Source organism: Oscillospiraceae bacterium (genome assembly GCA_015065085.1).
Classification (GTDB): Bacteria; Bacillota; Clostridia; order Oscillospirales; family SIG627; genus SIG627.
Map to the genome: position 1 here is coordinate 1 of SVQW01000002.1, position 24,229 is coordinate 24,229.

Here is a 24,229-nt window from a genome sequence, read left to right on the forward strand (position 1 = left end):
AAAACCATTAATTATGTCCGTGACAGTTTCCACCGCAACCGTGTTCACCGCAGGTGTGACCTTCACCGTGTTCGTGGTCGTGGTGGTCGCATTTTGCATCGGGATCGTATTGGAGAGCATCGTTAAGATAAGCCTCCACTGCTTTGTCTGCATCACCCTGAACACCGCCGAACAACTTAATTCCTGCCTGAGCGAGAGCCATCTGTGCACCTCCGCCAATGCCACCGCAGATAAGCACATCTATGTCGAGTGCAGAGAGCATACCTGCAAGTGCTCCGTGTCCGCTTCCGTTTGTATCTACTACTTTTGATGAAAGTATTTTGCCGTTCTCGGTCTCGTATACCTTAAACTGTTTTGTGTGCCCAAAATGTCCGAAGATTTCTCCGTTTTCATAAGTTACTGCAATTTTCATAGTGTTTTGTCTCCTTTTTAAATTTATTTTTTTGGCTGATAAAGCCCTACTGTTTCTTTATTTCTATACTCGTGCTTTTCGTAATAACCGATTAAGTTTTTGTCATCATCACGAAGAGCGACCATATACACATCTTTATTTTCCTCGTCATTGCGATAGGTGTATATGATGTTGTTATCCTTGCTTTCGCGAAACCACGCAACCACTTTATCAATCTGCTCATTTGCTTTTGGCGGATGGCAGTCTTTAATACTTCTGCCTGTCAAGTCTTTGTGATAACGCTCTATTGCTGACGGATTCATATATACAATGATATCATCTATATCGCAAACAACCACAGGGGCAAGGTCTTGATCTAATACACTTTTTAATAATTTATTTAACATTTATTTCTCCATTCCGCAGTCATATGCATTTTTTGATACAACCTCATCATAGTACATCGTGCCATAAAGTCTGTATCCGCCTGCAAAATTGTAGGCGTCAAAGCCGTTTTGCATAAGTATTCTTGTCGCAAGATAGCTCCTTAAACCGCTCTGGCACATCACATATACAGGCTTTGATTTATCAAGCTCTGTAAGTCTTTCACGCAGTTCATCAACGGGAATATTGATAAAGCCCTCTGCATGACCGCGCATATATTCGTAGACGGTTCTTGTATCTAAAAGCGTGACATCGTCTCTTTTTTGAAGAAGAGGAATATCATTATAATAGAACTGCTTTACAATACCATTCTTCACGTTTTCAATGATAAAGCCTGCCATATTCACAGGGTCTTTTGCAGATGAATACGGCGGTGCATAGGAAAGTTCAAGGTCTTTTAGCTTGTCCGCTGTAAGTCCCGCAAAAATTGCCGTAGCAATTACATCAATCCTTTTTTCAACACCCTCATAACCTACCGCTTGTGCACCAAGGATTTTATATGTTTCCTTTTCAAATATAACCTTTAATGTCATAACTGTTGCCCCCGGGTAATATCCCGCGTGAGAAAGGGGCGAAAGAATGACTTTTTCGTAAGCGATATTACTGTTTTTAAGCTGTGTTTCAGTCATTCCTGTTGATGCAACTGTCACATCAAATAGCTTAATAACCGATGCGCCTTGCGTGCCTTTATAAGTGCTGTTAATCCCGCAAATATTATCTGCTGCGATTCGCCCCTGCTTATTGGCAGGGCCTGCTAATGTTATAACTGCCTTATCATTTGAAATAAAGTTTATAACCTCTACCGCATCACCAACTGCATAAATGTCCTCGTCCGAGGTTTGCATATTGTCAGAAACTGAAATTGCACCCTTTACACCCAGGTTAAGACCTGCATCCTTTGCAAGCGTATTTTCAGGCGAAACACCAACAGATACAATGACCATATCGGCAGGTATTTCCTGACAATCGGTAACAACCATATTATTCTCAATGCTTTTTACATTGGCATTTAAAAGAATATTGATGCCCTTTGTCCTTAAATTTGTGTGAACAAATGATGCAATGTCAGAATCTACTGTATTTAAAAGGTGGTCTCCTTTTTGAATGACAGTAACATCTATGCCGCGGTTTTTAAGATTTTCCGCCATCTCAAGTCCTATAAAACCACCGCCGATGATAACTGCCGTCTTAATTGGATAGTTGTCTGTAAACTCACGGATTTTAAGCGTATCTTCTACTGTGCGCAGTGTAAAAATGTTACTGCAATCACCAATGCAAAAATCAGGCATAACAGGCTTTGCACCGGGAGATAAAATGAGTTTGTCGTAGCTTTCTTCAAACACGTTTCCAGCATTCTTATCCAAAACCGTAACAGTTTTTCTTTCGCGGTTTATTTTAGTTACCTCATGGAGCGTTCTTACATCAATTTTAAATCTCGACCAAAATCCTTCGGGAGTCTGCAAAAACAAATCCTCTTTGTCAGCAATTTCTCCTCCGATATAGTAAGGGAGACCGCAATTTGCATAAGAAACATATCCGCTTCGTTCAAAAATGATTATCTCCGAATTTTCATCAAGTCGCCTGATTCTTGCCGCAGCCGTAGCACCGCCTGCAACTCCTCCAATAATAACAACCTTCATTTTTACACCTCCGTTATTTCTTTTAATGCCTTTTTAAACTGGAATGTAAACAGTATTGCCGTAAATGTAACTGCGATAATGTCTGCGACGGGTTCTGCCATATAGACCGCCTGTGTCTTGTCTGCCAAAATGCTTGGCATAATATAGATGAGCGGAAGTAGCAATACGAATTTACGCACAACTGCAACCACAATGGAGTTTGCCGCTTTGCCAAGTGATGTAAATGTCATCTGGCAGGCAATCTGAATGCCAAAGAGACCAAGTCCGCCGAGATAAATTCTCAGCATTGGGGCTGCAAACTGTGCAAGGGATGCGTCCGATGTAAATATCTTGACAAACACTTGCGGAGCTATCATAACCGCCGCCCAGAGTGCTATGGAATATGTTAAACAAGTGATTAAAAGCAGACGGAAGGTTTTCTTAACTCTACCCGCATTTTTAGCCCCAAAATTGTAGCTTGTAATCGGCTGAGCACCCTGTGCAATTCCCTGAAGCGGAAGCATTGCAAACTGCATAACGCTTGTCATAATGGTCATGGCACCGACTGCAATATCTCCGCCATATTTAAGGAGTGAAGAATTAAAGCAAACGGAAATCACGCTTTCGCTTGACTGCATAACAAACGCCGCTGTCCCGAGTGCGATGCAAGGCAGAATGATATCTGCCCGAAGTTTTAAGTTTTCTTTCTTTAGTTTAAGGAGTGTCTTCTTCCCGCAAAGGAAAGAGATAATCCATACACAAGAAAGCATTTGCGAAATAATAGTTGCAAGTGCCACACCCTTTACACCCATACCGAATCCAAAAATGAATATGGGGTCAAGCACAATATTACACACCGCACCGATAATTACCGAAACCATAGATACAGTGGTAAAGCCTTGCGCTGTGATGAATGTGTTCATACCCAAGGTCATCTGCACAAACAAAGTGCCAAGAGCGTAAATGCTCATATAATCGGTTGCATAGCCGATTGTGTTTTCACTTGCACCAAAGGCAAGGAGCAAGTCCTTGTTCCAAATAAGTAAAACTGCGGTCAGGATAACCGACACAACAATCTGCAGACTAAAGCAGTTACCAAGCGTCTTTTCAGCAGATTCAATATCCTTTTCGCCCATAAAGATAGATGCTCTCGGTGAACCGCCTGAACTTACCAATGCCGCAAACGCTGAAACAAGCATGATAATCGGCATACACACACCAACACCGGTAAGTGCTAAACTGCCATCACCCGGCATATGACCTATGTATATGCGGTCAACAATATTGTAAAGCATATTGATAAGCTGTGCCACAACCGTCGGAATAGACAGTCTGAACAAAAGCTTACCGATAGGCTCTGTCGCTAAAAATTCTTTTTTGTCATTCATTTAATATAACACCTTATTTTCTTTTATAATTCATTCAAGCGACTATTTTAATCTATAATAACAAGTAGACTTGCCCGAACCTTCACGCTTTAGCTCTCCTTCGCTTACCATTTTACGAAGTGCCCCTTCAACGGAGCTTATGCTGAGTGACGGACAGAGTTCTCTGATATCCTGTTTGGTAAAGCGCCCCACCTTATTCAGTGATGCCTTTCTTACCATTTCGATTGCAGGAAGTTTTTCTTCTACGATGGAAAATCTGTCTTCAAAGTCTTTATATGCAGCAAGGATAGTACCAAGGATATATTTTATAAACGGTGTTGCATCCTCTAAACCCTCATGCCATCTATCCTGAGATTTGTTAAGGGAATCGTGATATAAATCTTTGCTCTTTGCAATTTTAGCTTCAAGCGAGATATATTTACCAACATAAAATCCGCTTCTGTAAAGTAACAAGGTGGTAAGCAGTCTTGACATTCTTCCATTACCGTCGTTAAAAGGATGAATGCAGAGAAAATCGTGAATGAATGTCGGAATTGCAATCAATGGTTCAAGTTCAAGATTGCCGATAACTTTATTATATTCCTCGCAGATTTTATCAAGCGCCTCTTCAGTTTCATAAGGTGCCAGCGGCGTAAACAGAACTTCTGAATGTCCGTGAGGATAAGTTGCGCTTATATAATTTTGCACACTCTTTGTTTTGCCAGCCATAGGGTTATTCATATGAGTGTACATAATCTTATGGAGCCCGAGTATATAGTTTTTTGAAACAGGAATTGCATCAAAATTCTCGTGGATGATATTAAGAGCATCTCTGTATCCCGCAATTTCTTGTTCATCACGGGTTCTGGGAGTCGTCTTTTCTGCTACAAGTTGTTTAATACGTGTATTTGTTGTAACGATACCTTCGATTGCATTGGAAGACTCTGTGCTTTGTATCTTTGCGATTTCCACAAGCTTTTCAAGCTCTTCCGGGCGCATCTTTAAATAGAAGTCCTGTTTTCCTGCTTCTTTATATATGCCAGCTACGAGACCGAGAAGTTCAGAATCCCATTTATGTTCTTTGATTATCGAATAATTAAACATTCTCATGCCCTTAACCTCCTTTCTTCCCCTTAAATATTATCACATATTAAGGGAATTGTCAATATGTTAAGAAAATTTACCCTTATTTATTGTTTCTTTTTAAGGCAAAGTTATTCAAAACGGCGTTTCCAGAGTCGATTTTGCGTTTTTATAATCAAAAAGAGGACCTATCTTGGTCCTCCAATGTTTTTAGCTCTCATTTATCTTCTTCCCATACCCAACCTGATTTTAATTTAATTATTTCTGCTGAATTATAAATTGAAAAAGAATCATTTTATCGTAAAAAATATGTCGTAAAGACATACCAAAGGCACCCCGATTGGAGTGCCTTTGGTGGTTAGTTTTGCGTTGATATTAAATTCGCTTTAACAAATCTGTAAAATATTGTTGCAGCTTCAGCTCTTGTTGCATTGTCAAGCGGATTTAATGTGCTTTCTGTTTTACCATTAATCAAGCCAATTCCGTTTGCCCACTGCAAAGAAGCCTTTGCATAATCGGAAATGCTGTCAGAATCATCATAAGAAAGAATATTTGTATTTTCTCCTGATTCCACATCATCGCCCTTATACATTGCGTAACGATGCATAATCGTTGCTATCTGTTCACGGGTAATATCAATATCCGGTGCAAATTCATTCTCTGTTACGCCGTTTACAATGCCGTTCTGCTTTGCCCACAAAACTGCTTTTTCATACCATGCATTATCTTCTATATCCTCAAAGCTATTTGTTGCATCTACTTCGGGTTCACCTTCTGCACGGTAAAGCATTGTAACAAGCATAGCTCTTGTCAAATGCGCATCCGGAGCAAATTTGTCTTCGCCAATACCTTTCATAATACCAAGCGCACTGACAAAATCTACAGATTTTGCTGCCCAATGATTATTATTATGAACATCTGTATAGAGTGCTCTTTCACTCTGTATTACCGAAATCTTAACATTACCGTTTGCTGTAACGGCTATACCCTCATCGCTTTCTATAAATTCATCGGTATATGTTGTTCTTCCGTTTTCGTCGGTGAAAGATACTACAACAATATCCTCGGTGGGTTCTATCGGCAAAACAACATCCTTTTCAGAATTTGCTTTAACTTCGGCAGTAACAGTACCGTCTTTTTCGCTTTTAACAGTTACAACATCACCATCAGGATAAGTTGTAACTTCGGTTACTGTTCCTGTCTTTTTATCTGTTGTTGTTTTGGTTGTAGAACCATCCTCGTTCTTTTCGGTTTTTGTAAAAATGAAACTACCTGATGAACCACCCGACGAACCTGATGACAACACGTTTACATTAATAACATCAGAAATGCCGCTTTCAGTATAGTGAGCTGTAATCTGAGTGCTTCCAACTCCTACACCTGTAACAACACCATTTTCATCAACAGTTGCCACTTCATCATCAGCAGACGAATATGTTACCTGCCCTGCAAGACTGTTCCACGGTGCCGCAACACTGGTAAGAGTACTTGTTTTTCCTGCCGCCAAATCAAAGGTTTCTTTACCACCGTTTATCTCGGCAACAACGGGTTTAAGCGGTATGTAATCTCCAATGGCGGTTACTGTATTGTCCTCACCGAAATCAGCAGTAGCTTTGACAATCATAACTCCTAAATTGCTGAAATACTCGTTCTTAAGTTCAATGGAAGCCGCTATGTCAACCGTCTCGCCCGGATTAAGAGCCTTTAATTTTGCCGTTGCAATCACATTATCATTTTCATCACAGATATTTACATCTGTTTCAGTTGATGCTGTGTTACCGCTGTTTGTTGCGGTTGTACTTACGATAAGCTGACCGTCATCCGCAAGTGCAAATTCCAGAGAATCCATTGTCACGCGTGGAGCACCCGAAAGTTCGCACTCAACTGTTTGAGGTCTTGCCTGAACAACTCCGCTGGCTTCGCTTACTGTTACTTTGATTATTGTGCCATCGACATTTTCGGGAACAGTCCAGGAAATGTTGTATGGTTCACTCTCGTTCGTATCAAGATATGTGCTGACAGTTTCTTCAAACAACACTTCTTCTGTGCCATTCTTTTCTGCCACAACTTTGAGATTATAATCCTTGAGCGTGTAAAGTCCGCGATTTTCAACATCAAATCCGATATTTACAATGCTTCCGGGCACCGAATCTCCACTAACGGATATATCATTATATTTGATATTGGCAGAACCCATAGGCTCAAAATCAATTTCTACAAGCTTGTTCGGAGTATATTCTACTACACCGTCGTCATTTATAGACTGTCTGTAGAAGTTTGATACAAGGCTTATCTTATTATCCTCGGTCATGAACATATCAAATTCATCTATAACCGCATCGTAATCTGTAATGGCAACAGCATCGGTAAAGCCCCATTCGCCCACGTTTGCATCAGCTTCGGCATAAACGTCTGTGCCAAGGCCGTCGTCTTCTTCGCCAATATAGCGTTTGTACCTTATACCATAAAGTTCCATACCTGTCTTTTCAGGATTTTCGTTCATCTTTGTAAAGAAGATATAAATATCGTTTCCGTTTGAAACAAGTTTATATTCTTCAATGGATAAATTATCCGTTTCACCAGTGGTTATGCTTGTACCGGAGATTCGGAATGTTCCGTTATACAGGTCATTGTATATAGAGTCATCATATACGAGATGGCCATGACAATCAGATTCCGTGGCAGGACTAAATGATTCCTCGGTGTGCATTTCAAGTTCTTTGGCTTTCTTTTTATACCATGCAGCATCATTCTCGTTGCTATCTGCATAAACGCTTCCTATGGCATCATTCATAAACAGTGCTGATACAAGGTCGGAAACATCAAGAAGCTGAATCTCTCTTGTGTCTTTGAGCCATGAAAGGAATATTTCGTCACCGAGTTTTGTAAGCCTCGGAACAGATACAGTAACACCTGAACTAATTTTAATCGGATAGTACTCCTTGCCATTTGTTGCGTCTCTTATTGAGAGGTAAAGTTCTCTGTCAGATGCCGTATCAATCTTACCGTCGGTATCTACTGTATATGTGGCAAGTGTGTATGTATTATCTCCGATTTTGCTTGTCAATGTGTTATAGTCCATTGTGAGCGGATCGTCGATTGCAGGATGCTTTATATCGACAAAAGCTCTCGGAATAACTTCTTTTGCCGCCATATCATATCCAACTGTTACCATAGTGCTGTAAAGTCCCGTCACATCAAGGATATCCTCGTCCTTGGTGACCGATTCAATATCACGTGCCATGTATGACACATATATTTTGTCATCGACCATACTTACCTGAGGAGCAAGATTAAAGTATTCATCCGAAACAAAATTAAGCTCGTCACTCATTGTGCCGCTTTCAAGATTATAGATTGCACCGCTTATACCAAGGGTATTGAGCTTGTCTTTAAGGGAATCTTCCGATGTAAGCTCTCTTGCGGAATCAGCCCATACGATGCCGATGTTCTCTTTGTTTGTTCCAAACACAATATCCGGCATAGTATCAAAAGTACCGTCATCTGCAACAGGAACCGGCTCTGCCCAATTTCCGTTTTCATCACAGATTGAATAGAACAGACACATATCATTTGCGGGAAGCTCGGAATCCGTTCCTCTGTTTGCTATGAATACAACAAACTTTCTACCGTCACCCAAATCAAGAATTTGGGGGCGAGTTCTATCTGCAGCATCGTTTAGAAGGGTTTGCATATTCACAGCTTCAGGCATACCTCTTAGCATTTTCATTCCAAAGGTGGACATATCATCCGTTCCTGCACCATAATCCGATGTTGATGTGCCGTCATTATTATTAATTTCTGTGGTATCACGAGCAGCAGACCTCAGACTCAACGGTACGCTTATCTTATCATTAAGGAATGAAACATGGATAGCGTTTTTTAAACTACCGACTCCCTGTGTGAATTTAGCAATGTTTATATCGATTGAGCCAAAAAACAAATCGAATCCGATACCGCCTCCTGCAGTCCATAAAAAACCCTCTCTTGCACCGGTTTCGAACTGCAGACCCAGATCAACAAAGCCTCTTGTACTGAAAACACCGTTCATACCGGCACCGGCCTGAAGCTTGCCCTTGATAACCATATCAGTTAAAGTCTCCCAGTCAGTTCCTTCAGCAGCATCATCAATAATGCTCTTTATGTTGCCGCTGTATGATTCAAAATCTGTACTGCTGAGCATACCGTCTTTGGTCCATGAGTTTGTTAAGTTAACCTGGATTGTTGTTGTAATGTTAATAAAAGTAGGAACAGAACCCAAAAGGAAATACTTGGTAGATACTACGGTTGCTGTAGCACCTACTGCGAAAGATGTACGGAAATGTTTGAATTCCTGCGTTTCAGGGTTGAGGATATAATCTAAAGTAAAACATATAATTGCGGATATAGTACCCAAACTTTTATCCAATGCCGTAGCAGCATCTTTTGCCTGCTTTGAATAATCAGCGTGAATCTTCTTATATTGTTCTATCGTCCTTGTAATGTCAGTAAGCTGCGCCACGCTATTGTCAACATCCTTTTCATTTCCTTGAGCATGTGCCAGATTAATAATTTGTTGCAAAGTTCGTAACGAATTATCATAGTCATCTTTAGAGGACTTTTCTAGCAAATTTGTAGTATGCGCCTTGTCTACAGCACCCTTAAAGTCTTTATATCCCTTTAATTTCTGCGCTGTTGTCATCGAAGGCGTATTTGTCCAGGAGCCTGCTGCATTTACCGCAAATGTTAATCCCGTTCCGTCTGCCCATTTTGTTTTTTCAATCTTCAAAAGTTTGGAGTTGGCAGATGGACTGGCTTTTCCGATAAGAGGAATATCTACTGTTGTAATATCATCTAAACTATATTCCTTTGGAGCGATAACCGCATTTTCAACATAGAAGACTATTCCGGTATCCACCTTTGGATATACGATTGCCTCTGATGCCTCTGTTCCGTCAATTGTTTCTTCGTCAACAAGGTATACACTTACACGGTCGCCGTTATATGCTACTTCGGGAAGTGCGTCAATCTTGCATGAATAAACATTTGAACCGGTCATTTCGGGATATGCATCATAGGATGACACAATACCGTTTGTGGTGCGAATCTGGAATACCGCTTTCTTTATCTTTCTGCCATTGGAATTTACAACGGCACGGATTGTAAGATTATCGTCAAAAACACGGATAGAGTTTTCTCTTAAATCTATCTGCTCGTTGTTTGTGCTCTTGTCATAATAATAAGATATTCCACCTTCGGGGATATAAGGGAGATTTGGTGAATACTGCAGACAGAATTCCTCTGCGCCTACAGTTACTTCCTTACCATTCGTACCTTTTGCGGGGAGCTTTACGTTTATGATATCCTCGGTATTTGTTCCGTTAGTAACCAAAAGGTTTATATATACATTCTTAAAGCCCTGAATTGCATCAAATTCAAAGCTTCCGTTTTCGTCAGTAATATCAATGGCAGTATCAACAACGGTAACAGTTTCCTTAACGCCATTTACTGATGTTTGTTCGATTTCCCTTTCGCCACTACCCATGATTACACTGTAGCCCTGAGCGCCCTCTTTGGAAAATTCAAGTCCGTTTGACAAAATCGGCTTGTAGGATGTCTTTACAGAGCCTTTAATTTTGTATTTTCCAACATTAGCTGCCTTAGCTTGATAAGCTGCAAGGTTTATCACATTGTCGCCGGGCATAGAGCGAGCCTTGAAGTAGTACCTGTTTGTTATATACTTATTGCCCGTCATTTTGTCAGTTATATACGGGAAATATGTGAAACTTTTGTTAGACCGATTATTCTTCCATATAACATCAAGATAATAAATTTTTCCAACCTCGGGCGTCATCTGCTCAAGCACGGTTTCCTTTTCAGGATGAAGCTTCAGGATTGTTTTACCTGCAAATTCAGGATAAGGCGCAAGCTCTTCCTCTGTGAAAACGTTGTTTCCAATTTCAAAATATTTCATAGCACCTTCAGATCTGGTAATCTCAATACAGTTGTTGATTTGAGAAATTACAGGTCTTATGGTGTATTTATTTCCGGGTAGCAGTACAAGTGTTTTTGTATCACGGATGGTGTTGAACACACCGTCATTTACCGAAACCTCGTAGCCTTCCGCCTTATAGGAATCATCATACGGCTCACCTGTAAGATCAAGTGAATCACCTGCATGGAAGCGATGCTCTCCAAGGGAAAGTTCCCGCCACTTAAAGCCGCCGAGAACAACATTCATGTCTGTTCCCTCAGTATATGGCTTTACAACGGTAACATCCACATCATAATAATCTACAATCGGCGTAAATTTAAGTTCCTGATGGTATGCTTTTCCACCGTCACTGATAACTCCCGGTGTCTTGTCCTGAGAGTTTTTCTCGTTCTGTACCGATTCTATCCATGCAGAAAAATACTTGTCTATCGGTATTGTATCAAGGTTGCTGTTTACCTTTTTCTTGACAGATTCCACAGCAGCACTTGTAAATGACAAAGATGTAGTACTTGCATTGGCTTTCACCTTAGAATCAAGGAAGCTAAAATAATCAGCAGGATAGCTCTTGTTGATGTAAGCCGAAGATGACCCTATACGGATTGTATACCCCGTTATTTTACCGAATTTTCCGTTTACACCATTTACACGGTTATCGCTGACACTGAACACAAGATTGGATTTTTTCTCATCATCATTGATGAAAATATCCATATTTTCTCTGTTTCCGAGTATCTGCGCTCCGCAGTTTACATTTACCTGAGCAGGGATATAGCCGGTAGTTACAGCTTCCCCTGTTTCTGAATTAACACCGGTAATAAACTGCTTTTCGGTAGGATATGTAACACTTATGCGATACTTCTTATAAAACGCCGCAACACCGTAGAATTTGGTTCTGATTTTAGGCGTTCTGCCCGTATACTTATCCACCGCAGCAACCTTTACGCACATAGCGTTAAGAACATCTTTAATCTGAACGGCAGAATCCATACTTGTTTCTTTTGAAAATTTGCCTGTTCTTACACCAGTACCAATTAAACCTTGTTCAAGGGCCTTTTTATTTAAAGCTCTGTCATAAACATCCATTGAGGATAACTGGCTGTCACTCACAATGACATTACCGAAGGTTCTGTCTTGCTCCCAATGCGGGATAAGATACTGATAGTACGGACCTTCTATTTTTGTAGTAGCATCAACGTTACTGTATGTATACATACTACCGGTTCTTTTTGTGTAAGAATGGTAATACTCCAACTGACCGTTACCGGTGGCGAAATCACCTTCGGTGATCGGCTCTGAATAGAAGGAATTATAATTACCCTTATTGGAAGGCTTGGTGCCGGTACTGTTATCTCTGCTGTAGTTAAATATTCCACCTTTACTGTCAGGAGCAGAGAAATAGTACTTACCTACCAAAAGATGAGGATCATAGCCGGTATCATATATTTCTCCGACTATATCGCCGGATTTGTATTTTACTGTATATGTTTTGTCTTTAACCGTAATGGAGAATTCAAGTCCATCATTAACGGCTGCAAAAAGAGCAATACCTGCACCTTCGTCAATCTTGGCGGTAGCCTGACTTAAAGCACCTGCTTCACAACCTGTAAAATCTGAAAGTGTGAGCTTGAAATCGCCTTTTCCGCCAACAATAATATCTACTGTTTTTTCTTTTTCATAGGGTGCAAAAACAATCTCACCATATATACTTTCATAGTGTACATCTGCAATCGCACTGCCGTCTGTTGTCTCTAATATACATGTTGCAGGCGAATACTCTGCACCGTTTCTTTTTACGGTTACACTTACCATTCCGTCCTTTGATTTGTATTCATCCGACGAAAAGGTTACCTTGGGAAGCACCACAGGTTCATCATCTGTGATGATTACATTTGTTGATGTCACCTGAGAAAGCTCGGCTCCAATCGCTTCGGTCATAAGAAGAGTGAAATATTCTTCACCTTCTGAAATGCCGTCATCCATAATACGTATATTAACATATTTAACTTCCTCACCAGGGGCAAAGGTTAAAACAGTTTCGGATGAATAATTTACATATTCAAATATATCGCCAAGCAGTTCATCCCTGACAATATCGCCAAGTTCGTTATACACTTCTGTTTTCTGAACCTCTCTGGTGGGTTTTCCTGTCTGTGCCTCTTTTTCTAAAGCAAGTTTGCTTTTGCCCGAGGTTTCTTCAACTTCAATTTCAGGCACAACCGCAAAATATTCCTTGCTTTCATCAGGAGTTTCTTCTGTATTATCAGTTTCTGTTTCGACTTCGGTGTTAACAGTTTCATCAGCTGTTTCTTCTTCGACTTCAGCATCCGGAGAATCGGGATCGTCGTCTGTCAGCACATCGCTGTTTTCTTCGATTGTTTCTCCAATTTGCTGACTGCCTTCCTCTATTTCGTTCAGAGCGGAGTCATCTATGATTGACTCCTCGCCGGTCATTGCCAGTTCAATAAGAGTTTTGTCTCTCTCTATGATTTCTATACTATCGCCTATAATACTGTAATCCTTATTATAAAGTGCTGAAAAATCAAGAGTTCTGAGCACTACTGATGCTTCCTGCGAAACATCACCGCTTCTTAAAATCGGAAATGCATATACTTTGTCATTTTCGTCAAACACCGGTCCCGGTACACCAAAGTAAATAATATTGCCATCAAATTCCTGCCGTGTAATACCTATTGTTTCGTATGGAACCTCGCTATTCGCAAAAGCAGGTGCACTTGTGGACAGCAACATGCTCAGAACCAAGACCAGTGCAACCAGTGGCCTGGATTTAAACATATATATCACCTCAATTACTTATTTTTAAATGCTTCTATTCTTACCTTGGCATTTTCACGCAAATTCATATAATAGAAACCGTAATCATAACCGTGATAGCTTTCGGGTCCAAAAAGTGCATGTGCAGCTTCAGGAATTGCATACACTGCAGAATCGGCAGTTTCACAAACTACAACACCACGCTCTAAATCAATCTTTGCATCAGCAAGATTCTTTTCGATTTCTCCGTCTATATTAAGTGAACCGAGGTTTTCTTCTTTAGATGCATATGTATCATCTTTTTTCCAGTTAATCGGGTTAATGGAAATAGCGCCATCAGTTACAACCGCATTGTGCTGATCCTTGTTTGCAGGACCTTCTGTATTGTATGAAATGATAACTCCTGTATCGTCAGCACCTTCTGCAAACTTAAGGTGCGGGTTTGCTGCAAGATATTTGTCGGTTACGGAGTATCCAATTACATATGCTGCAATCATATTTTTGTAGTGCTCAGGATGTTCTTTCATGTAGTCAGAAAGAATCATAGTCAAAATCTGAGAACCCTGAGAATGTCCCGCAAGAATGAAGGGTTTGCCGTTGTTATAGTTTTCAAAGTAGTAATCAAGTGCAGCGGACGGATCCTGTGATGCGGAATAACGGAGCAGATCGTCAGCTTCTTCATCACTGAGAGTGAGTGCATAGGCTGCATTTACCTGTCTGTAAAAAGGTGCATAGATATTGCAATCCTCTATAAATACCGAAGCCTGATTTTTAAGTTCTCTCTGTGCTCCGCTACGCATAGATTCATCTGTAATATCTGCTACATCAGGAGCATCGTCAGATACCTTTGAAAAGGTTGTTGGATAAAAATATACAACGTCAACATCCTTGCCTGTGTCTTCTGCACTAAGCCAGTTATCTGCATTGGCATAGTCTATTTTTGTTTCCCACTTTTCGCCGCCGTTAGTCTTTGCAATGACTGCCGGAACATTACTTACTTCAGTTTCTGCATTTGTATCAGTATTGTTTACCGTGCATCCTGTAAGCAATGCCATTACCATAGCAAAAATTAAAATGGTTTGAAAGATTCTTTTACTTTTCATAAAATTTCCTCCTAAAATACACTTTTAATTAAAATATACACTTTAATTTTACCAAATTTATATAATAAATAGATAGCGTTGTCGTAATTTGTATGTTTTCTGTCGTAATTTGTAAAAAAACTCTCTTGACAAAGCAAGAGAGTTTTATGAATTGATTAAATTTTTACCTATGCATCCATGATAACGATACACTCAAACTGTCCCGCGCCCGCCACAAATCGACAGTTACCATTATGTTTTTCAACCACAGAACATATACTTTTGATGCCTGTGCTTCGCATTTGCTCGGGCATATCATCAAAGTCAAGGTCTAAATCACAGGAATTTGAACATTTAAGAACGATTTTCTTCCCCTTGTGGAATATATCAAGTTTTATATATCTTCCGTTTTTAGGTGCCAGTTCCGCACCGTTCAAAGCATTTTCGATGACATTTGCAAACACCGTAACAATATCAGGAGGAGCAATGCCAAGTGTTTTGCGTGTTGATGCCTGCACCTCGAAATCTATACCTTTATTTTTTGCTTTTTCCTGATAAACACCCAAAATACTGTTGATTGTATGGTTTTCGCAAAATGTTTTTGGTGCATAAGAAGCAGTTTGTTCCATGTATTGTTTAATGTAGTCAATTATTCTTTCCGTTTCTCCGGCAGAAGCATAAGACATAAGTGCATCATAGTGATGATGCATATCATGCTTAAACTGCCTTGCATATTCGATTTCCTTTTCCTGTGCCTCCACCTGCAAAATAAGTAGTTCAGAGTGGAGCTGTCTGCGTCGTTCCTTTTCGTGGTTTACCGCATCCTGCAAACTTGCAAACAACGCTACATACACCACAAAGAAGGATACAACTGTAAGCATAAAATAGATAAACTGTGCGTTTGAAAGTGCAAGCTCATCCGGTAAGTATATGGACTGTGCCGCAATCATAATAAAGAAAGCTATTACAATGGCATAATATTTTGCCCATCCACCATTTATATATGCACTAAATCGCTTAAACTTGGGCAAAAGCACATAGTAAAGTAAAAGCTGAAGCACAACCATAGTCAGAATTACGAATGTGATTTTAGCTGCAAGTGGTATTTGCCTTGCCGCTACATAAGTAACCATTGTAGAAAAGCAGGTGTATATACATACATAACTTAAAAACAGAAAGCCTTTTACCGACGGCTTTCCCTTCGTTGTGAAAAAGAACAAAACACCGTTAAGCACAATCGAGATAATGAAATTCTCACGGGGATGCTGTGCCGGCAAACCTAAAAACACAATACTGAATACAAGCCATATAAGTGCAGTTAGAACTCTGTTAAAGCGTGGCTTCGCAAGAAAAAGCGACATTCCAACGTGAGAAAGTACAGATAAAACCAAAAGTAGAATTTCAACAACGCCTATCTCTCTCATATCCGCTTACCTCCTCCCGAAATAATCAAAATATGCAGTCTGCAAGCCCTTGAACGCAGTCCTCGGAATAACTAAATTATCGCCGCTTGTCAACGCTGCAGAATTTGATGACAGTTTATCAATATAATCAAGGTTTATGATATATGTTTTTCCGCATTGATAGAAGCATCCGAAAGGAGAGAGTTTATCTGCAAGCTCGGTTGCAGAAATTCTGACAGAAAGTTTTTCACCATTTAACAGTGATATTATCTGATAATGGTCGTTTGATTCGCTCCACACAATATTGTAAACAAGAATGGTTTTATATCCGCCCTCAATTTTTAGCTTTATGGTTTTTGGTGAATTGATGTTAATAGCCGCAAGTGCTTTATCTACACCTTTGAAGAATTCTTCTTTTGTGTAAGGTTTTACGATATAGTGTGTTGCGTTCACACCAAACGCCTGTACCGCGTAATCGGAATATGAAGTTAAAAACACTATCGGACTTTCAATGCGCTTTGCACGAAGCTCCGTTGCCAAACTCATACCCGTGATACCCGGCATACAAACATCAAGCAAATAAATATCATATTCCACAGTTTCATCAAGCAAATCCGATGGATTTGAAAATTCAGTTATATCAAAAGGAACATCCTTTTCTGCTCCGTACTGGGTAATCAGATTTTTTGCAGTATCCAAATATTCTTTTTGGTCGTCGCAGATTGCTATTTTAATCATTTCGCATTCACCTTACTTTCCCATTGAGTTCACCTTAAAGCTTTTCTTTTAAGCATCATGGTAAACAGGTCTAATTTAAGTGCTCCATTAGAACGGAAGTTCTTTGCCTTGTTTCTGCCATTCGCGGAATTCTGCAGTTGCACAGAAGATTACATCGCCTGATGAATTTATTGCAGTTTCAAGCGAATCCTGAATAACACCGATTATAAAGCCTACTCCGACTACCTGCATTGCAATATCCTGACCTACACCAAGAAGCGAACATGCCATCGGGATAAGAAGAAGTGAGCCACCTGCAACACCTGATGCACCGCAAGCACCCAGCGTTGCCACAAAACTTAATAGTATTGCAAGAAAAATATTTACCTCTATACCCTGTGAAAAAGCTGCAGCAAGAGACATAACAGTGATAGTGATTGCAGCACCATCCATATTAATAGTAGCACCAAGAGGAATGGAAACACTGTAATATTCTTTGTCGAGTCCAAGTTTTTCACATAAGTTCATATTTACCGGAATATTTGCAGCAGAACTTCTTGTAAAGAATGCTGTTACACCAGATTCCTTGAAACACTTAAATACGAGAGGGTATGGGTTTTTCTTTAATGCCAAAGCAACAATCAAGGGATCAATCACAAGTGCCATCAAAATCATACATCCTACAAGAACTGCAAGAACTTTTCCATAATCAGTGAAAATTTCAAGGCCGTATTCACTTACAGAACTATATACAAGCCCCATAATACCAAAGGGTGCAAGTTGGATTACCCATGCTACCGACCTTGATACAGCATTTGAAATATCAGTAAGTACTTCTTTTGTCTTTTCGCCGGCAACAATTCGAAGTGCAAGACCAAGAATGATAGACCAAGTGAGAATTCCCACATAGTTTGCGTTGATAAGTGCACTTACAGGATTCATAACCATATTTCCCATAAGTGTGCGGAAGACTTCGCCAAGTCCTGTCGGAGCGGTCTGCTCTACAGCCTGAGCAAGAGGGATTGTTGTGCGGAAAATAAAACTTAAAACAACTGCAATTACTGCAGCAAGGAAAGTACTTAGCATATAGAAAAATATTACAGATTTAAATCTGTTTCCTATGCCCTTGCCCGCACTTGCCAAAGATGCCACTACAAGTACAAATACAAGTATTGGTGCGATTGCTTTAAGTGCACCGACAAAAATATCGCCAAAAACAGTTACAAAACCTGCTTCAGGAACCCAAAGCCCAAGGCATATACCTATAACAAGGCCTATCGCAATCCTCAAAATTAATGGGGTTTTTGTGTAAAAACCAAAAAACTTTTTCATACTTTTTCCTCCGTATAAATTCCATAAAAATATATTAATTAAAATCATTATCTATATACAGCAAATATATCACATAGTGTTGTCACAACAACATCTCCAAAGCCATAAAATAATTCACTAAAATATATTTCATTATAACAGAAAAAAGTGATTTTGTAAATATGTATAATGTTTTTTATTCTAATTGAGAGTTTTAATTTTCCCATCGAATAGCTTCCTACGAATTTATTGCCATTGATATTTTTTTGCAAAACAAAATGCAATACCCGTTCGTAATTATAATTTATATACTCAAAAATATAAATCAAACAAACAAGTATTGCATTTCACTTTACAATTGAGGACATATATTAGATTGTTCATTTGCAACAATGACGTGTAATTCTTCTTTGTTCACAGTATGTAGCCTCATCTACAAATTCTTATTTGTCAAACTGTTCAACATATCAGGATTTATCTGTCTGCTATAAAATCTATTCCTGCTTTTCTTGCCTGACTACACAGGTCTTTTGTTTGCAATTTGTATTCTTTACCGTCCTTAATAAAATTAGTTCCGCATTGTCTGAACTCAAAGGATACATTTTTGTGAATACATTGCTCTCTGATATCAAGTGCCCAATCATAATCAAAAGGTCGTGCATATTTATCCGACTCTCCGCCGACAACTACAAGCTCAATACCATCAAGATACGGTTCAATATGTATTTTTTCAAGCAGCGGTTGTGCAGTAATGCATTTATGTTTTATTGGTAATGATCGAAAAACAGATAGCTTTTTCTCAGCATTTTTTTGGTTTTCTATGGTACAGCACACAACAACATTCTCATATCCATCGCCCCAATCGTCAGGAACACAATCAGAGAATCTTTCTATTCGTTTAGTGAGAAAAAGAAAGGTACAATCTTGTCGCTCTTTTATCATATCCCAGCACTCTTTGCGCCATACGTCTGCTTCTTCTATCAGAAAATCTGTTGAAAAGCAAAGATAAACTATCCCTGCTTTCATTTTGTAGTTTCCGCTTTTTAACCGTTCAACAGGTTTGTAAAAATCTTTTGTTTTTACAATGTCGTTTGTGTTAACACCACGTTTTGCATCGCCTTTGTGTATATAGCAATGCAGACAACCTTCACTGCATTTTTTGCAACCTCGCCATGGATTCCACATAGCCATAATAAATACTTCTCCAAATTCTTATTTATCTTTTCTTATAAATCACAAGTTCGGGATCAGCACAGTTTTCTCCGTACTCGGCTACAAGCAAAAAATCCATGCCTGCTACCAAGCCAAAGCACTTTATAAGTTCGCCATCGTTAAATTCACACTCAACCTGATTGCAGAGGTAAATTTCTTTATCATCAAGCAATTTTACCTCATAACCGCTTGGCATAGGGTATGCTATATTTACATAAGAACCGTTTATTGGATACAAATCTTCTATTTTAGGCATACCAGGAACACTAAGATTGTTAAACTCGCCAATCAAAGTCTGTTTTAGTTCGTTATATTTTTCTATTCCACCTAATTTTATGTACTTGTAAATAAAACACTCTTTTCCAAAGGGACAACCTTTTGATTCGGCACAACCTTTACAATTATTACTTGTTCCAAATCCACAATCGGCACAATTAGCACCACAAATTGATTTATTCATTTTTATCCTCCGATTTTTTAAACATTCTTTCAAGCTCAGGACCGGTATATTCACGATTTAGTCTGTCTGCATGGATTTCACTTTCTACCGGATACCAATCCTCATAAATTTTATCTGAACTTTCTGCAAATTTATTAAGCTTATAACACTGAACAAGAAAATATGCACCGCAATTTTTGCATCGCACAATCTTTCTATACCCATCCTTACCATCATCCCAACGGTACAAAAACCACCTTATACTTCCATCAGGATTTTTAGGCTTTGGCTCGTATTTTTTTATCAGTTCAAATTCTTCATTCTCACAGCATTTCATTTCTTTTTCCTCGGCATTGGCAGTTCATCATACATAGCTTTGAAAAGCTCTGTCAAGAAAGCTTTGTCATCGACATTCTCAACCAGTAACATATCCTTTGCACCGTCATAGGGCGGTTCCATTTTTGCATCGGGTAACATTTTAACAGCTGACTGAACAGGCTTTACCAAAAGTCTGTTATCGCAAAGATACGCCGAAATCTTGCCATTATAATAAATAATATATTCGCTCATCATCTGTTTTGCAGTAATACCATCAAGTCCCGATAATTGGTCTAATATAAAGTTCAGGTATTCTTTTCTTGTCGCCATATCAATTACAATCCTTTACTTTCAAGAATTTTTTCAAACTTCTTTTCTGACAATATTTCGTGTGTTACAAGCTCTCCGTCATAAAAAAGTGAATATGTTGTAAATGGTGAAGGAGCATTTTGCGCTTTTTCTTTTGTATCAATATGTATTACCTGAAAATCTGCTCCACGTTCTTTCGCCATACTTTCGATTATAGGCACATATTTAGCTGTAAAAGGACATTGATTTGTGTAATACAAAGCAAAGCCTTTCGGAATATTTTCATGAGTGTGTACCGACTTTTTAAAGCATGGCTTATCAGAGCTTTTGTCAAAAGGCAAATACATTAGCTCAAAATACGGACTTGCTGTATCAACTGCTTCAAAGCCTTTATATTTCATATATTTCGGATCAGAAAGAAAGCCCATTTTCTTTTTGGAAGACAGAATTACAAGACCTTTTTTACCTTTTTCTTTAGCATCCTCTATGCACTTATCCAAAAGCAATGTAGAATATCCGTGCCCCCTAAACTGTCCCGATACCCACAAGCAATTGATATACATATATCCGTCTGCTTCGATTGGTGCCCATGCAAACTCTGCAGGTATATATTCAATAAAGCATTTGCCTCTGACATCACATTTTAAGAATACAAGTCCTTCGTCAAGTCTTTCTTTTAACCAATTCTTTTTTGACATAACCTGAATGTCTTTGTTATTTGCAATAGCACAACAGATGTGTTCATTTTCTATATTTTCATGTGTCAGTTTTACGAAATCCATAATATATTACCTCATACATCCATTCACAAATTTTAGCGGTACATCCATTCGCTTTGCAACCTGCTCCGGTGTCATTCCGCTATCTAAAAAACGTTTGCAAACAGTTTTCATATTTTCTCCAACCTCGATAATATGCATATCAGGATCATAGAATCGAACCACACGCTGTCCCCATGAGTGTTCTTTAATTCCATGAACATATTTTATATCAAACGTCTCTAACTTTTGGGCAAAACTATCAAAATCATCTTCTTCAAAATATACTTCAAAGCTGTTACTGCCAAAAAATATATTTTTATTATCAATAAATTCTTTAAAACTTTCTTTTGTTTGCAAACACAGACCTCCTGTAAGTGTTACATTTGCACCAAAATCCATAATTTTACGAAGTCCTAAAACATTTTTATAAAACTCAACCGATTTATCTATATCAGTTACAACTAACAACGGATTTTTTAATTTCATTTTATATCTGCGCCTCCGAATATGCAAAAGCCGTTAATTGTGAGTGTTACACCATCTTTATCGACAGATTTTATCGTTCTTTTATCGCTTATTCCGCCAAACAGACAGAAAGTATTGACTTTTACATTTACATTTTCAGGAACAATAATGTCAGCACCGCCAAAGGCACAGAAAAGGTCAAGCTGACTTCCATCCTTTATTTTAGCATCTGTTAGATTGCATTTTGCACCGCCGAAAACTGCTCCGATTTTTGCTACCGTAATTTCTTCGTCAGCATAATCAAAGTTTTGTGAGCTGAATGCTGCCATACTTTCCTTTTGTCCTTTTTCCGCATTCTCAATCTCCTTTTGGGGAGAAGCTGATTTCACAATCAACTTAATACCCAGCATAATGATAATAATCGGAACAATTATTTTCCATATCATATCGTACTCAAATACATTCTGTGCTGCTAAAAGAAGGAGCACACCCACTGAAAGACCTATAAAATTGCCAAATTTATCTTTGCTTGTGAAAAGTCCATTCAGACATGGAATAATGATAAATAATGTCCACCATCCATCAAGAGAAATGTTAACATCTGCTATTCCAAAGGCACCTAAAATATAGACGACACCACACGCAATTAAAATTGCTCCCATAATAATTCTTGTTACGTTTTTCATTATCTCTTACCTCCGTTTTTTTCTGGTTTGTTTGTGTTTACTTTCTTTAAATCTGATTTCATCATCATAACAGCTCCGGTAAATTCACAAGTCAGCATATCCGAAATCTGTTCTTCTGTATACTCATATACTTTCATTGCAGACAGAGTTGCAAGTCCAAATGTAAATATCCACACCTGTTCAAAAAGCATTCTTGCCTGCTCAGCACCTAACCCATAGTCTTTTGAAATTACATCTATGCAGGTATCCTCAACAGTTTTGAGACCTTGTACTGCTTCGGGATTTTTGTGCATAAACAAAAATTCAAACAGTTTTGGCTCGATGGTAGCAAAAGAAATAATCTGCATACCCACTTGCTTAAACGCAGGTGTGTAATCGGTAAAATTCTTTGAATACTCCTTAAACATTTCAACACCTGCATCTGTTACGGCATTTTTCAAATCATCCATATTTTCAAACGCCGTAAAAATGGGTCTTGATGAAGTACCAAGTTTTGCTCCTAAATCTCTTGCGGTCAGGGAGTTCTCACCTTGCTCTCTTACCATATCAAGCGCAACCTTTACAACCTCTTCCTTAGTATATTTTGGTTTTGGGGGCATTTCCATCATCCTTTCAAAGTCGTTATGCAACAATCGTTGTGCAACATTTGTTTTATTATAACTCATATTCTTTTGCTTGTCAATATCTATTAACAAAAACAGCCGATGAAAACGCATCGGCTGTCGGTGTTTTTATAGGTTTATTTTTCTATCTCATACGGCCAATCAATGATTCCGCCGAACTCTTTTACATTGGTGTAGCCGAGTTTTGCAAGGCTTTCGGCTGCAATTTTGCTTCGTCTGCCCGAACGGCAATATACTAAAATCAGCTTGTCCTTATCGGGGATCATTTCTTCTGCCTTGTTTTCAATTTCTGTGTATGGAATCAGAATTGCATTTGGAATGTGTCCCTCGTCAAATTCGTCCTGTTCTCTTGTGTCTAAAATGATATGCTCTTCGCCTGAGTCCATTATCTTTTTTGCTTCCTCTGCCGTAATTTGTTCGTACATTGCTTTTTCTCCTTTTTCTGCGACTATTATAGATGTCGGCCCGTCCGCACCGCTGATAATTCCGACACTGCTATCATTTCCGCAGGCTATCAGCAGTATGCAAAGTGAGATTGTTATAACACATAATAATTTTTTCATAGCTTTCACCTGATTTTCATATTTAAATACTATATTTCCCCAAATTTATTCTGCCGTCTGTTTCAAAAACAATGCCTTCTGATTCGAGCAGTTCTCTTTGAATTCCTTCGCCGCCAAATGCAAAACCAGGTGCAACCCTGCCCTCACGGTTTACCACTCTATGGCAGGGAATGATACCCGGCTCAGGATTCACATGCAAGGCATATCCTACAACTCTTGCCCAGCGTGGATTTCCCGCAAGCAGTGCTACTTGTCCATAGCTTGCAACTCTGCCTTCGGGGATGCTTTTCACAACCTCATATATCTTTTCAAATGTGTTCATAGACTTACCTGCTTAAAGTTGTACAATGTGTTTGTTTCTCTGTTTCTGTATTCGTGCTTTTCGTAATAGCCGATTAGACTACCGTTATCATCACGAAGTGCGACCATATACACATCCTTATTTTCCTCGTCATTGCGATAGGTGTATATGATGTTGTTATCCTTGCTTTCCCGAAACCACGCAACCACCTTGTCAATCATTTCATTAGCTTTTGGCGGGTGACAGTCTTTAATGCTTTTGCCTGTTAAATCCTTATGATAATGCTCTATCGCAGATGGATTCATATACACAATGATATCATCTGTATCACAAACAACAACAGGGGCAAGGTCTTGGTCTAATACACTTTTTAATAATTTATTTAACAT

At 39.0% G+C, this 24,229-nt stretch carries 21 protein-coding genes; all 21 read right to left on the minus strand.

The genetic code is table 11. The annotated features are described in order from the left end of the window. Positions 1 to 7: 7 nt before the first annotated feature. Positions 8 to 412 (minus strand): dinitrogenase iron-molybdenum cofactor biosynthesis protein, encoded by a 405-nt coding sequence (locus tag E7588_02510; GenBank protein ID MBE6688132.1) that lies wholly within the window; start codon positions 410 to 412, stop codon positions 8 to 10. 23 nt (positions 413 to 435) lie between these two features. Next, the gene (locus E7588_02515; protein ID MBE6688133.1) at positions 436 to 798 is read right to left on the minus strand and encodes a PAS domain-containing protein; all 363 of its coding nucleotides are present in this window, start codon (positions 796 to 798) and stop codon (positions 436 to 438) included. Continuing rightward, a complete protein-coding gene (locus E7588_02520; protein MBE6688134.1) occupies positions 799 to 2,475 on the minus strand; it encodes a CoA-disulfide reductase in 1,677 nt (558 codons plus the stop codon). It lies immediately after the preceding gene. A gap of 2 nt (positions 2,476 to 2,477) precedes the next feature. Then, positions 2,478 to 3,842, minus strand: a complete 1,365-nt coding sequence (locus tag E7588_02525; GenBank protein ID MBE6688135.1) for an MATE family efflux transporter — start codon at positions 3,840 to 3,842, stop codon at positions 2,478 to 2,480. 42 nt (positions 3,843 to 3,884) lie between these two features. Continuing rightward, entirely contained in the window at positions 3,885 to 4,931 is a 1,047-nt protein-coding gene (locus tag E7588_02530; protein ID MBE6688136.1) for a Fic family protein, read from the minus strand. Positions 4,932 to 5,262: 331 nt separating this feature from the next. Then, on the minus strand, positions 5,263 to 13,671 hold the full coding sequence (locus E7588_02535) for a hypothetical protein (protein MBE6688137.1): 8,409 nt from the start codon (positions 13,669 to 13,671) through the stop codon (positions 5,263 to 5,265). A gap of 14 nt (positions 13,672 to 13,685) precedes the next feature. Beyond that, positions 13,686 to 14,753 carry a DUF3089 domain-containing protein gene (locus E7588_02540; GenBank protein ID MBE6688138.1) on the minus strand — a complete coding sequence of 356 codons (1,068 nt, stop codon included), beginning with the start codon at positions 14,751 to 14,753 and terminating at the stop codon, positions 13,686 to 13,688. A gap of 167 nt (positions 14,754 to 14,920) precedes the next feature. After that, positions 14,921 to 16,156 (minus strand): GHKL domain-containing protein, encoded by a 1,236-nt coding sequence (locus E7588_02545; GenBank protein MBE6688139.1) that lies wholly within the window; start codon positions 16,154 to 16,156, stop codon positions 14,921 to 14,923. 6 nt (positions 16,157 to 16,162) lie between these two features. Further along, positions 16,163 to 16,873: a response regulator transcription factor gene (locus E7588_02550; protein ID MBE6688140.1), complete on the minus strand. Its 711-nt coding sequence runs from the start codon at positions 16,871 to 16,873 to the stop codon at positions 16,163 to 16,165. An 87-nt stretch (positions 16,874 to 16,960) separates the two neighbouring features. Further along, positions 16,961 to 18,184 (minus strand): serine/threonine transporter SstT, encoded by a 1,224-nt coding sequence (gene sstT, locus E7588_02555; GenBank protein ID MBE6688141.1) that lies wholly within the window; start codon positions 18,182 to 18,184, stop codon positions 16,961 to 16,963. A 453-nt stretch (positions 18,185 to 18,637) separates the two neighbouring features. Beyond that, a complete protein-coding gene (locus E7588_02560) occupies positions 18,638 to 19,354 on the minus strand; it encodes a DUF5131 family protein (GenBank protein ID MBE6688142.1) in 717 nt (238 codons plus the stop codon). A 25-nt stretch (positions 19,355 to 19,379) separates the two neighbouring features. After that, complete coding sequence (locus E7588_02565; protein MBE6688143.1) at positions 19,380 to 19,835, minus strand: DUF3795 domain-containing protein; 456 nt, start codon at positions 19,833 to 19,835, stop codon at positions 19,380 to 19,382. Then, the gene (locus tag E7588_02570; GenBank protein ID MBE6688144.1) at positions 19,828 to 20,151 is read right to left on the minus strand and encodes a hypothetical protein; all 324 of its coding nucleotides are present in this window, start codon (positions 20,149 to 20,151) and stop codon (positions 19,828 to 19,830) included. Before E7588_02570 ends, E7588_02565 begins: the two co-directional genes overlap by 8 nt. After that, on the minus strand, positions 20,148 to 20,462 hold the full coding sequence (locus E7588_02575; GenBank protein MBE6688145.1) for a competence protein TfoX: 315 nt from the start codon (positions 20,460 to 20,462) through the stop codon (positions 20,148 to 20,150). The genes E7588_02570 and E7588_02575 overlap by 4 nt, the downstream gene beginning before the upstream one ends. A 5-nt stretch (positions 20,463 to 20,467) precedes the next feature. Beyond that, positions 20,468 to 21,223 (minus strand): GNAT family N-acetyltransferase, encoded by a 756-nt coding sequence (locus tag E7588_02580; GenBank protein MBE6688146.1) that lies wholly within the window; start codon positions 21,221 to 21,223, stop codon positions 20,468 to 20,470. 6 nt (positions 21,224 to 21,229) lie between these two features. Then, entirely contained in the window at positions 21,230 to 21,688 is a 459-nt protein-coding gene (locus E7588_02585) for a glyoxalase (GenBank protein MBE6688147.1), read from the minus strand. Beyond that, positions 21,685 to 22,353 carry a hypothetical protein gene (locus E7588_02590; GenBank protein MBE6688148.1) on the minus strand — a complete coding sequence of 223 codons (669 nt, stop codon included), beginning with the start codon at positions 22,351 to 22,353 and terminating at the stop codon, positions 21,685 to 21,687. The genes E7588_02585 and E7588_02590 overlap by 4 nt, the downstream gene beginning before the upstream one ends. After that, entirely contained in the window at positions 22,353 to 23,069 is a 717-nt protein-coding gene (locus E7588_02595) for a TetR/AcrR family transcriptional regulator (GenBank protein ID MBE6688149.1), read from the minus strand. Before E7588_02595 ends, E7588_02590 begins: the two co-directional genes overlap by 1 nt. A 23-nt stretch (positions 23,070 to 23,092) precedes the next feature. After that, positions 23,093 to 23,539 (minus strand): rhodanese-like domain-containing protein, encoded by a 447-nt coding sequence (locus tag E7588_02600; protein MBE6688150.1) that lies wholly within the window; start codon positions 23,537 to 23,539, stop codon positions 23,093 to 23,095. Between the two features lie 22 nt (positions 23,540 to 23,561). Continuing rightward, the gene (locus E7588_02605; protein ID MBE6688151.1) at positions 23,562 to 23,861 is read right to left on the minus strand and encodes an MGMT family protein; all 300 of its coding nucleotides are present in this window, start codon (positions 23,859 to 23,861) and stop codon (positions 23,562 to 23,564) included. Then, positions 23,858 to 24,229, minus strand: a complete 372-nt coding sequence (locus E7588_02610) for a PAS domain-containing protein (GenBank protein ID MBE6688152.1) — start codon at positions 24,227 to 24,229, stop codon at positions 23,858 to 23,860. Before E7588_02610 ends, E7588_02605 begins: the two co-directional genes overlap by 4 nt.